We start from the raw sequence: 14,314 nt of genomic DNA, 5'->3' as shown, positions 1-14,314 counted from the left end.
TTTTGTAGACAGTAAGAAAAGCCCCGGCCGTTATGCCGCTAACTGACGCCTAAATTCACTAGGCGTCAGTTTATTTAACTTCAGTTGAAGACGTTCTTCGTTGTAAAAATAAATGTAATTTTCAATTCTCCTTTGAGCATCTTGAAGATCTCGTATATCATAGGGATATAGGGCTTCGGTTTTCAAATGAGAAAAGAAGCTTTCAATCGAGGCATTGTCTAGACAATTACCCCATCGGGACATGCTGATTTGGTCGCCAACCGTAGGCAATAGATTGTCCTGCTTCTCCGAGAGGAGTAAATTCTTTGATCCATTTGTAAATAGTGACTTCTGAAATACCATATTCGCTAGATAATTCCTTTACAGAGTAACCAGAGTGATAAAGATCTACCACTGTTCTTTTAAAATCTTGATTGTATCTCTTGTTCGTTTTTTTATGTTCCATCCGGACTCATCTCCTCTTTTCATTGTAAGGACTTAACTAAGAGGTGTCCATGAAACTATACTAACTCCATGGTAGAGAACTTTTATATGAGTTGGTTTAAGATTAAGCTAGCCACTTTCTAAAGTTTTATCGAAGTATTTATTCGGAATACTTCTGTAAGAATCTGATGATACTCTTCTTCATTTATGGTTCGTTTTCTTTTTTGGCCTTTTTTGGTTTCTGTAAAACTTCGTTTAGTAAGTGAAATATGCCCACCTTCAATTAATTTACTGATAATACACCCTTTGTTAAATGGAGATTCTGGGTGCTCTACAATAATATTTTGTATGACATTTACTTTATTTGTATCTATTTCATCTAATGTAAATGCATATCCAGTGCGCCATGTATTTGTAGGTTCAGAATCAAGGAATTGGGCGCTCTCCCCATTTTCTCCTTTTTTCATTTCTAGTAGGTAGGTTCCTTTTTCAGTATTTTGTTTACGAATACGGTATTTTCCTGTTTGAGATGAGATGACTTCCCCGTTAAATGGGACTGGATATAAAGGAAGATGTGAGGCAAACCCCCCGTCTATAATGTATTTCTGATTATTATAGTTTAAAATAATAATCACATGCCCATCATCAGGTTTCCACTTACCACTCCCTAAATCGTAAACCGTACCAGATACTCGATAGACATCAAATCCACAATCAATTAAAAAATAATATAATAAGGAATTAAGCTCGTAACATAGTCCTCCGCAATGGGTTAATAGTAATTTTTCTTGGACATTTTCTCTAGAAATTTTTCGGATATTCTTGTCCATAACGTCTAAATTTTCATAGGGTAGTACATATCCCATTTGCAAAAGAATTCCATGTAAATCTTCAAAGGTTACATCTTCTTTTGGAGATATCTGTAACCGGGAGAAAAAATTTTTTTGTAATTCGGTTAACATCGTATACCACCTTCCATTTATAGGTAAATAATCCATTAATTATATGTTACACCTTTAAAATATATAATCAAGTAGGGCTAACATCAGTATTTTGCTCTTTTACATCGTTAAGAATAAGAAGTCTTGTGTATCACGTTTCCCCAGTTTGTCCCCATAGAGTAAACCCTATTGATACAAGAGTGAAATCTTGAGAACAAAGATTTCACTCTTGTATCATATAACTTGTCTCAAATATCTTAACGATGTTAAAACAGTATATTTATATCGAGGGATAGGCTTATCGTTGTAAATCCGCATTTCCTGACGCTATTCCTTTAACGTATAGTTGGTTTTGACCATCATTCGAAGTCCGTCGCGCTGTGGTAGTTTCCTACCGAACTTCAGAAGCCCAACGATGGGCAAAATAAAAAGACGCTTAGTTAAGCGCCTTGAAATTTTTTATATCCTTGAGCTACTGACTGAATTAGATATTTGCTCTTATACGTTTCCGAATATCTGATGCAACACTTGAAGGGTCATCTATCTCAAAAATCACATAATTATACTTCTCATGCCCTTCCAACTCAATTATTAACAGAGGTTCTCTTCTCTCATAGGAGAGAAAGTACCACTCATCTGCGTATTTAAAACTCCCCTCAAAAATATTAAGTGCTGAAAGGGAGGTTCCAGGCATCCGAAGCATCCATTGTGGAGCATTGAAGTAGTCAACATATACACTTTTAATTGTACTATAGGGCATTTTAAGATTGAACTTTACTGCGAAAAATCCAGTCGCTCCTGTTAATTTTAAAATTACACCTTCATCATCAAATAGTACTTCTCGGGCCATACTTTACCCTCCAGTGCTTGTTGTTTATCGCGTTGCGTATTTCGGTGGTCCGGGTTATACCTCCCGGACATTGGGCTTGAGTAAGAAAAAACGCTAAGCTGTCATCGTTGGCGGGCCCCTATTATTGCACCAGAAATTAGAAATAGTGGCCATCCAAATTCCATAGCATAAGATAATATTTGTACCATACCATCTTTGGGAATTAAATTGAACTCGGGCATCGTACACCTCCTAAAAATAACCTTTTCTAGTAATACGTTATATTAATCTGGAGGTTTCACACTCTACTACTAACGTTGACATTCGACTTAAACCACTTTTTTGTACAATGTTTTAGTTGTTACAAATAACATGAAACTGTTGATTAATAAACCTACTAAGTTTACATAGAAAAGGTTTGTTCTTGTTAAATTGTACAAACCAATTAAAGGAAAATGAGTAAGGAAATTATAAGTGCTATTGTTTTTTGTTTATTTTTATATGTATTCAACCTAAAATTAGTTATTTATTAAATGTACGGGGATACCACCAACAATCTTACCTTTAGTAATTTGTACCATCTTATCTTTCTGAACCCATTCCACTTTTGCCCCCAAAATCTTACTAAAGAATTCTAGAGGTACAAAAACACGATCGTCCTTAATTACTGCAGCTGCATCAAACGTAAAAAAACCACCGTCTACGTTTGCACGGTTTGCGCCAACATTTAGTGCAACGATATTTTCTTCTTCATAATATAGCAAAACAGCTTGATTAGGTTCCGACTCCCATCCCACACCCAAATCCAATGCTTCACTTACAAATCGAATTGGTACCATGGTATGTTTACTCCTTGAATCGATGTATGGTTGAGCATCTGGAAAATTAATTACCGAACCATTTATCTTTACCTCCACATGGTGCTGTGGTTGAAGCTCCGTTACTGTTATTGGCTTCTTTACCTCCACATATTGCATCGATTTAAATGCCATTACTGTTTTCGGAATAGCAATCATCCACATGAGAGCCAAACACACAGTTAGTTTTGCAGCATTACTTCTTTTAAACATTTTGTTTTCCTCCTTTTAAAACAAATGGAAAATACAAAGATTTCCTACTTCTTCATATCTATATAGATATACTTTAGAGATATCTAATTGTCAATTACTTCCTTCGGCAATAGATGGAGTCGCGTGATTTTTTGTTTGCTCCCGAACACACATCTGTTTACTACATAAAATCTTATACCCCGCGTAACTCGCCCACACCCATCGATAACATTTATGATTTTTATCGTCTTGTAACGGAGATCTCTTATAATTTTCAGTAATTACAAGTGGGGATACATATTATCCATCAACAAAATCGTCTAGATATTCCCTCAATTGTCTCCCTCCTTCAAATAGGCTTAATGACAGGGTAGCTGCTCTAGACCGCAAAGTATTGTTTTCACCCTCTAATCAATAGATTACACTCAAATTAGTAATTACTTAGGGGAAGAGGATTTATGAAACAAAATTGGGATGAACTACTGGAACACTTTGGAATTTTACCAATTGAAAGAAAACTGATTAGTAATAAAACAGGGGCAAGTCGTTTAGGATTTGCAGTATTATTAAAGTACTTTCAACAAGAGACAAGATTTCCGTCCAAGAAACAAGATATTCCCAAAGTCATGGCTGAATATATAGCGCATCAATTGGAAATATCCGCAGATATTTTTGAAGAATATTGTTTGGGAGCAGAGGAAAGAAATTTTACTTATCATCGAAAGCAAATTAGGGAATCTTTCGGCTTTAGAGAACTTACGGCAAAGGACAATGATCTTTTGACAGATTGGTTAACCGAACAAGTTCACTTTACACACGAAACAGACTATTTAAAAGGTCAGGCATACAGTCTGTTTCGTAAGTGGAAAGTCGAGCCTCTTTCAAATGGAAGTTTAAAGCGTTCTGGAATCTTATGCTGATGAGGTATCACAAGAAGGTTTTGAAGAAGAGTTTCATAAGGAAAAGGAATCAGATATTTTAACTTTTCGTCAACTTTTATCTTCTCCCAGCAAACCAAGTGTAAACACCATGGAAATGGAAGTTAAAAAATTGTTAGCGATTCGGCATCTACACATTCCTTCAAGATTATTTCATCATTTGACTCCGAAATTAGTAAAGAAATATCGACTTCGTGCAGCTACTAGACAGTGACAGAATTGTGTGCACACCCTGCACTCATTCGCTATACCCTTCTTGCCATTTTATTTTCGCATCGTCATGAAGAAGTTATTGATTATTTAGCTGATTTATTGGACGAATTACGCTTAAATTTGGACCCTAGTGACAACATATTTTCGGTTATATAAATCAACTTTTTCAGGTGTAAAAATAAAGTTGTTTAATTTTTGGTACAATGAATCGAGCACACGCAGTGGTAGCTTCTCCCCATACCCACAATTGCCCCTGATAGTTGAACAACAACAATTTATTTTATATACTCAATTAACTTTGCAGGGACTGTTTCAAAAATTAAAATTTCTGGTTCCTTATATGGCTTGTAATTTAAGTATTCTTCGATGGTCAACATACTTTCCCAATATTGACTTACTAAATCTTCTTTTGAAGGTAGTCCCTCCGTAAAGTATCCTCCGCCAGTCTCCTCTTCCATATATTCATCTTCTATATAGGCGAACAAATCACTTGATATATCTTGATTGAAAACTAATATCTTGTCGCTAAAAGTAGGAAATCTAAGATAGGGCTTGGTTGGTGGAACCAACTCTGCACCAAATGCAATTTTAAAATCAATCCATTTTGGTGAATTTATCGATTTGAAACGGTCTGTAATTTCAGGATATAAATCACCACCATTTGTGTACAGCCTCGTTACTGTTCTAATATTTAGCCCTTCATTTAAAGCGTTTTGTGGATTTATATGTATATCGCTATCTTGTTCTATTACTGTATGGTATAAATACAAAATTATCGCTCCTCGACTTATATTTCCAGCATTTTCCTCCTCAACTTTACTGCCCTTAAATTGAGAAACGTATAAAGAAAGAGGATAGCTCTCATCAACTCCGTTATCGCGCTCGTATTAATTGAATAATATAACTTAATCGGTTAACTCTAATTGTTGTTTAATAAATTCAAATAAATTGTCAGCTTCTTTTTCGCCTTTTTCTTGACCTTGATACCATGCAACAACTGGGCATTCGCCATTGTCCAGTTGGGTTGTATCCAAACAATAAATCCAATCAGCTCCAGGCTCAAAAAATACAACATAGCCGTCTGGTATATCGTACTCTTTCTAATCCATTGTGTTGTCTAAACTTATGAACATCGTTTAAACCAATTCCATCAATATCTAAACCTTCAAAACTAACTTAGCTATACTCCTTTAATAGCCACTTATAACTATCAGGTAAAGTCACATTCCTAAATGCTCCCAGTCAGGCTCAGCCACCGCAGGAGTACAGCTCCAATAGAACTAGCTTGTCCTTTTGATGCATAAGTTACCTCTGGTCCTATCGTGATCATACTTGTTGTCAAGAGCGACACGGTTACCATAAAAATGGTTCTGTTCCATGTTTGTTTCTTCATTCTTACACCTCTTTTTTAGTAGTTACAGGTGTTTAACTCTATCATAATGACGAACTCTAGATGAAATGGTTACCATTCATTCGACACTTTTTTCTGAATTTTTTTAGAAAACGAATGCTACCATAATACAAAATTTAGAATCGTTCTAATTTTTAAAATTTATTGTTCAGAAAATCACAAGTAACAGGTTAAGTTTCGAAAATAATTTAGGAATTGGAACTGTAAGAGATTTGATGCTTTCTTTGAGCGACATTGTACTGAGTCCTTCAGGAGCCATTTGATCGATTTTCTCATGGATATTTTAAGTAGCAAGGATTTTGTATTCTCTTTTTAGAGTGGGTCGTAAAGAAATAATTATTAGATGAAATATTACTTGAAACATGGTTACAATGCGATAATGATCTTACAAAATATAGTATGCGGAACAGACAGAAGATGGATAGAAAAGCATAGTAATCTATAAATCTAATGAATTAATTCCTCTTAAAGGATTTATGAATTGATGGCATCACATTCCTATTTTCTATTTCCAAAAGACGTTCATTGGAACTCCTATTTGTGTGAAGAACGCTTGTCTGCACTTCATCCGTTCTTTGTTGGTCAGAATACATGGTATATACGGCTTTTGATGCGTTCTCCATACTCATTTTATTTCTCAAAAAATCCTGCATCGTTCGTAACGCTATCAGATCACGCTCACGGTAGGCACGCCTGTCATGTTCATCGCGAAGGATGCAGTAACCCTCCGCCTCTAAACGTAATGACCATTTTCGTAAAGCACTTACTGATATATCTAATAATTCAGCTACATCATTTGCCCAATAAGTCCGTTCAAAGCCATTATCCATATCGTTCTCACCTCGCTGTACTAGCTTCTAGCGAGAATGAATAAATCCTTTTTATAATCTTACCAGCAGATTAATTAAACCTACTGGTAAGTGCCTAATGGCAGAAGTAAGAAGGCTCACGCTTTATATACTATGTCACATTTTTTTGTTCGTTTTTTTGTAAGAAAACAATACGTGCAGTTGACGGATTCCTGGATTTTTTTCTTTAAAAAACCGAATAATTTTTTGACCTGGTTAATTGCCTAACATCTTAAAACCGAACATAGTAGAAAAACAGAGCAGAGCGAGATCCGGACTCAACTTTTACAAGTTCTTTAGACTTAAAAACATTATCAAACAAAATTGGGGATATCTGGTATTATTTTTAATATTCAAGCTAAAAGGAGAGATAATTATATGTCTAATATTGCAATGATAACATTAAGAATTATACTTTACGGAAGTATGATTTATTTATTTATTTATTTATTTAATATGTTCATTCCAAGTAATATGATAGCAAATGGACTCGGTTTATTAGTTGCTGGATTTATTTTAGAACCTATATTCAAAAAAATAATTTTTTCAAAAAAATAAGCAGATGAATTTACGCTAGTAACCTCCTTACCTAACCTATAATTAGAAGTAAATCTATTACGGATGTAAAAGTGCCACAGACAATACGGGAACCCAAAGTTTTCTTATAAATATTAACTTCTCCTTTTTTGTAAATTGTTTAATTATTGATTTTGTTACATAATTAAGGAAAATCACACAATTATTGGAGGTTAGTATATATGGGAGGAATTGGTCCAACTTATTTCCTTTTAGGCCTTGTAGTTCTAGTATTAGTGTTTCTAATAACAAGACTGATCTTAAAAAACAGAAATAAAAAATAGGTATCCTAAGGAGTGATTCAATAAGAATTGACCTTATTATCGCTACTGGCTCTGGATTTCAGTTCTAGATGACGTGAAAACCATTGACACCATTACTTTTGTTTTTTGATCTTTCTTGCATACTCACTGTTTGATGGAAGTCTTCCCATATTAGTCACATATAAAGAACCAGTTCGGCAAACCAAATAAGCCTTTCCCTATTTTTACAGGAAGGCTTATTTGTGATGACTTACAAAAAATTCGCGCTCTTGTGTAAGGAGCGATAAACAGTTATTTGGGCCACCAGTCCCAATTATGGTGTTTCAATCCACACTCCCGTGGTTTGAGCGGCGTCTTGATTCTCTTATGGCAGTAGCGATGCTGCAATCTCGTCGACAATCCGGTTGATCGCCAGCGGACCGTAATAGACGATCCACGTCGTCGTATTGACCGTATACACTTGTTTGTTCTGCACAGGCTTCAAGCTTTTCCAAACCGCTGTCTGCGCAAATTCCTCGGTCAACTGCTGATACTGGTTGTCCGTCAACACAAACAGATGGTCTGCGTTCAATTCCGGCATCACTTCCAGATTGATCATCGCACTCGTATTTTTATCATCGAGAACCATCGCCGGCGCCTTCAGCCCCAAATCCTGATACAAAATCTGCGACGTCCGGTGCGCTGTCGTATGAATCCGGATCTGTTTGTCACGCGGACGAATCATTGCTACCGTCTCGTCTCCCATTTTTTTGGCCAGATCGGCCTTCAAGGAAGCGACCTTCTTGTTGTAGTCGTTGATCACCTGTTCGGCTTTTTTTTCCTTGTGAAGCAATTGACCCAATGTCACGATTGTTTTTTGCCAGTCCTCGTTGCGCTCAAACATCAACGTTGGCGCGATTTTGTCCAAAGCGTCGTAAATCTCGTTCTGGAACTCGGTGCAAATGATAACGTCCGGATTGAGCGCCAATACCGCCTCCAGGTTGACCCCGCTACTCGAGCCGATCTGCGTGACATCGCCAATTTTGTCTACCAAATAAGCGGGGAACGGCGTTGCTTCATTCGTCGCAACCGCGCTGCCTGCCACACGTTGACCAAGTGCTGTCAACTGGTCGAGATATTGGGTATCCAGTACAACGATGCGCTCCGGCGCTTTCTCAAATACACGCTCCCCCTTCATATGCGTGATCGTGCGGGCTTGTTCCGTTGCCTGCTTGTCTGCTCCTTCTTGTTGTGTTCCGCCCTCTGCTGCGGGCTTGCCGCAGGCGCTCAAAACGACGACCACTAGCATAATCAGGAGCATGGCGCTCCATCGTTTTTGTGTTTGCCGCATGTTATCATGTCCTCTCCTCGGAAGCTTGCAAAACCGCTTCGGTTGCATTATGATATTGATAATTATTATCATCAAGATCATACGAGAAAACTTGCTGCCATGCAACCCCCTTTTTCACACGATAAAAATCTGACATATTTTCAATTTTGCTATCCCTCTATTAACATTTGCACCTTAATTCAGTGCTATCCCCTCCAAGAATAATTCGTCATGTATCCTTGTCGAATCCTTTGACGAGTAATTGGAAGCCTTGACGAAAAAGAGCCCCGCTATCATGTTTGGTCAAGCCCCCGTTTTGTAGACAGTAAGAAAAGCCCCGGCCGTTAGGCCGCTAACTGACGCCTAAATTCACTAGGCGTCAGTTTATTTAACTTCAGTTGAAGACGTTCTTCGTTGTAAAAATAAATGTAATTTTCAATTCTCCTTTGAGCATCTTGAAGATCTCGTATATCATAGGGATATAGGGCTTCGGTTTTCAAATGAGAAAAGAAGCTTTCTATCGAGGCATTGTCTAGGCAATTGCCCCGTCGGGACATGCTGATTTGGGCGCCAACCGTAGGCAGCATGTCGTGGTATGCATGGGACGTGTACTGGGAGCCTTGGTCGCTGTGAACGATCAAACCAGTCACGTCTTTTTGCATTTCAAATGCTTTCCTAAAAGTCTCTAGAACAAGCGCATTGTCATTTCGAGTACTGATATGATAAGCGATAATCTCATGCGTACATAAATCTTTGATTGCAGAAAGGTAGATACGTTCCTCACCAATTCGATATTGGGTAACGTCAGTTACCCATTTTTGATTAGGCTCTTGAGCGGTAAAATCACGCTTGAGTAAATTATCTGCAACACGTCCATCCGATACCTTTGCTTGATGGGCAGTCATATAGGAACGTTTACGGCGAATGATGGATTTAAGTCCCAGATTTTGCATGATGCGTAATACTTTCTTATGATTAACCCTACAACCAAATTGGCGTAACAGTTCGGCCTGAATTCGACGATATCCATATATTCCTTTTCTTTGTTCATAGATCGTTCTGATCCGTTTTTTCATCGATTTATCCCTATACAAGTTTCTAGTAGAGAGGTACTTGTAATAGCCACTTCTCGAAACTCCTAACACCTTACAAACCTCAGTAATTGGATATATTGTAGACAAACTCTCCACAATTCGATACTTCTTCCTTACACCTCCCGCATCCAGATTTCCAAACACTTTTTTAGGATTTCATTCTCGTGCTTCAGTTTCTGGACATATCTATCCTGATCAATATAGGCCTCACGACGTCCGCGTCGATCTAGAAGTCCAAACTCACCCTGTTGTCTGTACTTTCTCATCCACTTTTTTAAGCGATCTTTGTCCTGAATTTCCAAATGCTCTACAATTTGTTTGTACGTCCATCTTTCCTCAATGTGTAAACGGATGGCTTCCATTTTCAATGATTCTGGATAACTTTTAAATTTTTGTCCTTTAACCGCCATGAAAAATACACCCCCTAAAGTTCATCGGATAACCTCAGGGCTTTTTCCAATGTCTACTTTAAGGGGTGCACTTCAAACGGCCTTTGTGGGTTTTTATACGTTAATCTTGACTAAAATCAAACAAGATATTAATATGTCTATAAATAAATAAACGATTGGGGTTTTCATCTATGGATATTTTAGCTGACTTGTTTTGGAAATCATCTATGGAAGAAATAAAAAATGGCTATGTTTACAATGAAAAACAAGAGAGCTTTACATGTCTAGTTTGTGGTCAGACCTATGAAGAAGGCATTATTTATCCAATTGATGACAATTGGTATGAAGCAAAAAAAGCCATGAAGCACCATATTCATGACGCTCATACCTCGATGTTTCACTTTCTTCTATCACTGGATAAAAAGGTGACTGGTTTAACCGACGTACAGCGTCAGCTCCTTGCCCAGTTTTATGAAGGACAAACCGATGCCCAAATTGTCCAAAATAGCACAGGCCGAAGCAATTCCACTATCCGTAACCATCGTTTTATGTTAAGAGAGAAGGAAAAGCAGGCCAAGATTTTTCTCGCCATCATGGAATTGCTAGGAGAAGCGAACCAGTCTCTCCCAAAATCAAACACCGACTCTGCTTCTTCAGTCGAAACCGCATCACCCAAGAAAAAAATCCGTGAACCGAAAAGCCCTTTTCTAGCTGTTCCACCTACTGTTCGATTTCAAGACGAGCGTTTTGCTATGACGGAAGAAGAATATCAAGAAATCTTACGGACGTACTTTCCTAATGGATTGGATGGAAGGATAAAGGAATTTCCACTTAAAGAAAAGCGCAAAGCAGCAATTTTGCATCATATCGTAGGTCGTTTTAAGCGCAATACACTCTATACTGAAAAAGAGGTAAACGCCATACTTACAACCGTCTACGAAGATTACGCCATCTTACGCCGCTATCTAATTGAATATGGCTATATGGATCGCAAGGCAGATGGCAGCTCGTACTGGCTCATTCCATTTACACCGCAACCGCCAGCAGAGTAACAGCAGTAGGAGCAGATCCTACTGCCTGCTCCTACTGCTGATTAAATAAGATTTGATTTGCACCCTTCCTCCAGACCTATCTTCCTAGATGTTGTTTTTCGTTATCACCTGCTGGAGGAAATGGGAAACAAAGCGATTAACATCTACTTGTAAGCATACATCCATATTTGGCGATTGCTTTGGAGGATTTCGTCTGTCACCGATGGTTCTGCCGATAGAGGCCGAGCCTTCCGTGTCCACCTGTACGTACATTGGCGATGCTTGAACAAAGGACGGATCAATAACCACCCCTACTGCTAGTGGATCGTGTAAAGCGCATCCTCCGAGGTAGGGGTTAATTTTAGCATAGGCATCCATATAGAATTCGCTACAAGATGCTAAGAATTTGCCTACTGGCGTGCCCGACTCTCTCCACATTTGTGTATGTTCCTTCGTCAGCAGGGTTTGCATAGTAACATCCAGCCCGACTAAGGTAATCGGTATACCTGATTGAAACACAAGCTCTGCCGCCTCTGGGTCCGTATAAATATTTGCTTCCGCTACCGGGGTTACATTTCCGGGAACTGTAACTGCTCCCCCCATAATGACAACTCTCTTTACGAGTGAAACAATCTCAGGGTCCTTCATAATTGCCAAGGCCAAATTGGTTTGGCTAGCAACAGTAATAAGCGTTACTTGCTTCGGGTATTTACGAACTTGCTCAATGATAAAGTCAGAAGCATGCTGGTCGATTGCCGTAACTTTTGGCTGGGGTAAATAGGTATTCCCTATACCGTCCTCTCCATGTATATGCGTAGCATTCGCCTTTAAAGGAGAACGTAGCAATGGTTTCCCTGCTCCTTTTGCCACAGGGATATCTGTCGCTCCTAGAATCTCAAGCACTTTTAGCGTATTTTCTGTCGTGATATCCACAACGTGATTTCCAAAGCTAGTGGTTAGGCCTAGAACGTGTAAAGCAGGCGATTGTATCGCATACGCAAGCGCAAGCGCGTCATCAATTCCTGTATCAACGTCTAAAATAACGTATTTCATCGATTAATTCCTCCCGCTCGCATCCATCGTTAAGGTAGTAATCCAATGCTGTATGAAACGCTCACTGTCTGCCTCTACACCCGTAAGCACTTTTCGTCCAACGCTCGCTGTTTGTCGTAAATCGGCGATAAGGGCTCCGCGTGAAACCTCCCCCTTACATTCCACTTGAACAAAAGTCTCTTCGGTACGAATTAAGGTACTATCTAGTGCCACACCAACCGCTAACGGGCCTTGCATCGCAATTGAGGGCTGGCACTGCTCGGCAGCCTCACATTTCTCAAATGGAAAACGTACCATCTCTTCTATCAAGGAAAGTACGCGTTCTGTGTGTTCTGTTTTTTTGTGGAGTAATTGATCTAGGTGCCTAGCTGTAATCAGTGTTGGCTGAGTTATATCTAAGCCAATGATCGTAATAGGCAAATCGGCTTCTAACACAAATAAGGCAGCTTCGGGATCTCCCCAGAAATTGAATTCTGCGGCCGCTGTTACATTCCCAGCTACACGAATTGCACCACCTGCAATGATCACCTGCTTTATTCTTTTTCCAAGAGAAGGGTCCTTGGCAACCGCATTTGCTAGATTTGTGAGGCGCCCCATCGTGACAATAATTAGCTCATTTTCGCATTCTTTCGCTTTCGAAAGAATAAAATCACTAGCTGACATTTCCAAGGCCGTTTGCTTGGGCTCAGGTAAATTAGCATGCCCCAGCCCATTCGTACCGTCATTTTGCTCATAGACAATCTCTTTACGAATTAATGGCTTACCGGCTCCTTTTATCACAGGCACCTCGTATCCTGCTTGTCCGGCTTCGATTACCTGTAAGGTATTATAAGTGGCTTGGTCCAAGCTAACCTGTCCTGCCCCAGTAATAATTCCTTCCACACGAGCCTCTTTCGATTGCAACGCATATAAAATAGCAAGTGCGTCATCAATGCCGGTATCTACATCTAGTAACAACCGTTTTTGGTCTGCCATCGTCCCACTCCTGTCGTTAGAAAAAAGCTAGTTTTTCATGATCATAAACCCTCATTATCTTTCAAGTGTACCATATTTTCTACCCTACCATGCCAAGCTAGACATCTTACATTCTGGCTTCCTCAAATTTTCAAACTCTTCCTTTTATCGCATCCCATTATTTACAGCGAAATATTCTTTTGATACAATTTTAGTAAACTCAGATATACTATTTGTTTACATTAAGAATCGAGGTGCTTCATGCAACATCGCAACGAAAACTTACGAACTTATATGGTCATTGCTATTTTTACTGCGATTACTGCAGTATTTGCACAGATTACAATTCCTTTGCCAACCGTACCCATTACTGGCCAAACTCTAGCTGTAGGCTTAGTGGCAACAGTACTTGGAAGTCGCTATGGTACTGTATCTATGGTACTCTATGCCTTGCTAGGAGCAATTGGCGTACCAGTGTTTGCAGGCTTCTCTGGTGGTCCACAAGTATTGATCGGCCCTACCGGAGGCTTTATCTTTGGCTTTATTGCTACTGCCTTTATAATGGGCTACCTTTTGGAAAAAACAAAATATACCTTCCCTATGGCATTGATTGCGAACCTACTTGGGATGGTAGTCACCTTCCTCTTCGGTGTAGTCCAACTGAAGCTAGTCCTGAATCTAAGCTGGGCTGGTGCAATGGCCGCAGGGGTTACTCCCTTCATCGCTGGCGGGATTATTAAAGCAGTGCTGGCTGCTTACGTAGGTATTATTCTGCGGAAACGTTTAATTTCGATTGGGATGTTAAAAGGAAATCATTCCATAGATCATGTGTCTAGCAATTAGTTACTGAAAAAAGATTACAGCAGCAATAGCAAACGGCAAGAATAAGAACAAGGCTACCTGATATTTTTAGAGTTTGCCTTGTTTTTTCTTTAATGATTTGGATATTTTTTTCAAACAAATAATTCTCCTCGTGCTTTTGGATTATTTCTG

Annotated in this window: 15 protein-coding genes and 2 pseudogenes; 3 read left to right on the top strand and 14 right to left on the bottom strand. The window is 38.9% G+C overall.

The features are described from left to right. Window positions 1-30 precede the first annotated feature (30 nt). The 5 genes and pseudogenes from BRLA_RS23010 to BRLA_RS04975 all read right to left on the bottom strand — a co-directional run bounded on the left by BRLA_RS23010 (window position 31) and on the right by BRLA_RS04975 (window position 3,263). A complete protein-coding gene (locus tag BRLA_RS23010; RefSeq protein WP_003335116.1) occupies window positions 31-243 on the bottom strand; it encodes an IS3 family transposase in 213 nt (70 codons plus the stop codon). Window positions 244-289: 46 nt separating this feature from the next. After that, window positions 290-445 (bottom strand): annotated as a pseudogene (locus BRLA_RS04990) (transposase); the annotation flags it as partial. A 118-nt stretch (window positions 446-563) separates the two neighbouring features. Continuing rightward, window positions 564-1,385, bottom strand: coding sequence for an arylamine N-acetyltransferase family protein (locus BRLA_RS04985; RefSeq protein ID WP_003335118.1), 822 nt, complete (start codon window positions 1,383-1,385; stop codon window positions 564-566). A 463-nt stretch (window positions 1,386-1,848) separates the two neighbouring features. After that, complete coding sequence (locus tag BRLA_RS04980) at window positions 1,849-2,214, bottom strand: hypothetical protein (RefSeq protein ID WP_003335119.1); 366 nt, start codon at window positions 2,212-2,214, stop codon at window positions 1,849-1,851. A gap of 497 nt (window positions 2,215-2,711) precedes the next feature. Further along, window positions 2,712-3,263 carry a copper amine oxidase N-terminal domain-containing protein gene (locus tag BRLA_RS04975; protein WP_003335121.1) on the bottom strand — a complete coding sequence of 184 codons (552 nt, stop codon included), beginning with the start codon at window positions 3,261-3,263 and terminating at the stop codon, window positions 2,712-2,714. Between the two features lie 437 nt (window positions 3,264-3,700). Here BRLA_RS04975 and BRLA_RS25205 point away from each other — a divergent pair. Further along, a pseudogene (locus BRLA_RS25205) lies at window positions 3,701-4,504 on the top strand (DUF4158 domain-containing protein); the annotation flags it as partial. Between the two features lie 164 nt (window positions 4,505-4,668). On the opposite strand, the gene BRLA_RS04965 reads toward BRLA_RS25205, so the two are convergent. The 7 genes from BRLA_RS04965 to BRLA_RS04940 all read right to left on the bottom strand — a co-directional run bounded on the left by BRLA_RS04965 (window position 4,669) and on the right by BRLA_RS04940 (window position 10,304). Further along, window positions 4,669-5,163, bottom strand: a complete 495-nt coding sequence (locus tag BRLA_RS04965; protein ID WP_003335124.1) for a hypothetical protein — start codon at window positions 5,161-5,163, stop codon at window positions 4,669-4,671. A 135-nt stretch (window positions 5,164-5,298) separates the two neighbouring features. Next, complete coding sequence (locus tag BRLA_RS22995; RefSeq protein WP_081870799.1) at window positions 5,299-5,481, bottom strand: SMI1/KNR4 family protein; 183 nt, start codon at window positions 5,479-5,481, stop codon at window positions 5,299-5,301. A gap of 140 nt (window positions 5,482-5,621) precedes the next feature. Further along, the gene (locus BRLA_RS23930; RefSeq protein WP_003335126.1) at window positions 5,622-5,786 is read right to left on the bottom strand and encodes a hypothetical protein; all 165 of its coding nucleotides are present in this window, start codon (window positions 5,784-5,786) and stop codon (window positions 5,622-5,624) included. Window positions 5,787-6,259: 473 nt separating this feature from the next. After that, window positions 6,260-6,634: a MerR family transcriptional regulator gene (locus tag BRLA_RS04960; protein WP_003335127.1), complete on the bottom strand. Its 375-nt coding sequence runs from the start codon at window positions 6,632-6,634 to the stop codon at window positions 6,260-6,262. A 1,221-nt stretch (window positions 6,635-7,855) separates the two neighbouring features. After that, window positions 7,856-8,821, bottom strand: coding sequence for an ABC transporter substrate-binding protein (locus BRLA_RS04950; protein WP_236867757.1), 966 nt, complete (start codon window positions 8,819-8,821; stop codon window positions 7,856-7,858). A 323-nt stretch (window positions 8,822-9,144) separates the two neighbouring features. After that, window positions 9,145-9,990 carry an IS3 family transposase gene (locus BRLA_RS04945; RefSeq protein ID WP_158332762.1) on the bottom strand — a complete coding sequence of 282 codons (846 nt, stop codon included), beginning with the start codon at window positions 9,988-9,990 and terminating at the stop codon, window positions 9,145-9,147. Window positions 9,991-10,007: 17 nt separating this feature from the next. Next, entirely contained in the window at window positions 10,008-10,304 is a 297-nt protein-coding gene (locus BRLA_RS04940) for a helix-turn-helix domain-containing protein (protein WP_003335133.1), read from the bottom strand. A gap of 170 nt (window positions 10,305-10,474) precedes the next feature. Here BRLA_RS04940 and BRLA_RS04935 point away from each other — a divergent pair, with 170 nt between their 5' ends. Further along, entirely contained in the window at window positions 10,475-11,335 is an 861-nt protein-coding gene (locus tag BRLA_RS04935) for a DUF2087 domain-containing protein (protein WP_003335134.1), read from the top strand. Window positions 11,336-11,419: 84 nt separating this feature from the next. Here BRLA_RS04935 and BRLA_RS04930 read toward each other — a convergent pair whose 3' ends face one another. Together BRLA_RS04930 and BRLA_RS04925 are read right to left on the bottom strand one after the other, a co-directional pair. Continuing rightward, window positions 11,420-12,367 carry a nucleoside hydrolase gene (locus BRLA_RS04930; protein WP_003335135.1) on the bottom strand — a complete coding sequence of 316 codons (948 nt, stop codon included), beginning with the start codon at window positions 12,365-12,367 and terminating at the stop codon, window positions 11,420-11,422. 3 nt (window positions 12,368-12,370) lie between these two features. Beyond that, window positions 12,371-13,342, bottom strand: a complete 972-nt coding sequence (locus tag BRLA_RS04925) for a nucleoside hydrolase (protein WP_003335136.1) — start codon at window positions 13,340-13,342, stop codon at window positions 12,371-12,373. Window positions 13,343-13,582: 240 nt separating this feature from the next. Here BRLA_RS04925 and BRLA_RS04920 point away from each other — a divergent pair, with 240 nt between their 5' ends. Next, window positions 13,583-14,164 (top strand): biotin transporter BioY, encoded by a 582-nt coding sequence (locus BRLA_RS04920; RefSeq protein WP_003335137.1) that lies wholly within the window; start codon window positions 13,583-13,585, stop codon window positions 14,162-14,164. The last annotated feature ends 150 nt before the right edge of the window (window positions 14,165-14,314 follow it).

The sequence above is a fragment of the Brevibacillus laterosporus LMG 15441 genome, from assembly GCF_000219535.2.
Classification (GTDB): Bacteria; Bacillota; Bacilli; order Brevibacillales; family Brevibacillaceae; genus Brevibacillus_B; species Brevibacillus_B halotolerans.
This window is presented reverse-complemented; position numbering and strand designations above follow the sequence as displayed.

Excerpts from the sequence above, each read along its gene's own strand:
- BRLA_RS04930 (WP_003335135.1), bottom strand. The coding sequence starts at position 12,367 with ATGAAATACGTTATTTTAGACGTTGATACAGGAATTGATGACGCGCTT.
- BRLA_RS04940 (WP_003335133.1), bottom strand. The coding sequence starts at position 10,304 with ATGGCGGTTAAAGGACAAAAATTTAAAAGTTATCCAGAATCATTGAAA.
- BRLA_RS04920 (WP_003335137.1), top strand. The coding sequence starts at position 13,583 with ATGCAACATCGCAACGAAAACTTACGAACTTATATGGTCATTGCTATT.
- BRLA_RS04960 (WP_003335127.1), bottom strand. The coding sequence starts at position 6,634 with ATGGATAATGGCTTTGAACGGACTTATTGGGCAAATGATGTAGCTGAA.
- BRLA_RS04975 (WP_003335121.1), bottom strand. The coding sequence starts at position 3,263 with ATGTTTAAAAGAAGTAATGCTGCAAAACTAACTGTGTGTTTGGCTCTC.
- BRLA_RS04985 (WP_003335118.1), bottom strand. The coding sequence starts at position 1,385 with ATGTTAACCGAATTACAAAAAAATTTTTTCTCCCGGTTACAGATATCT.
- BRLA_RS04925 (WP_003335136.1), bottom strand. The coding sequence starts at position 13,342 with ATGGCAGACCAAAAACGGTTGTTACTAGATGTAGATACCGGCATTGAT.
- BRLA_RS04950 (WP_236867757.1), bottom strand. The coding sequence starts at position 8,821 with ATGCGGCAAACACAAAAACGATGGAGCGCCATGCTCCTGATTATGCTA.
- BRLA_RS23010 (WP_003335116.1), bottom strand. The coding sequence starts at position 243 with ATGTCCCGATGGGGTAATTGTCTAGACAATGCCTCGATTGAAAGCTTC.
- BRLA_RS04935 (WP_003335134.1), top strand. The coding sequence starts at position 10,475 with ATGGATATTTTAGCTGACTTGTTTTGGAAATCATCTATGGAAGAAATA.
- BRLA_RS04980 (WP_003335119.1), bottom strand. The coding sequence starts at position 2,214 with ATGGCCCGAGAAGTACTATTTGATGATGAAGGTGTAATTTTAAAATTA.
- BRLA_RS23930 (WP_003335126.1), bottom strand. The coding sequence starts at position 5,786 with ATGAAGAAACAAACATGGAACAGAACCATTTTTATGGTAACCGTGTCG.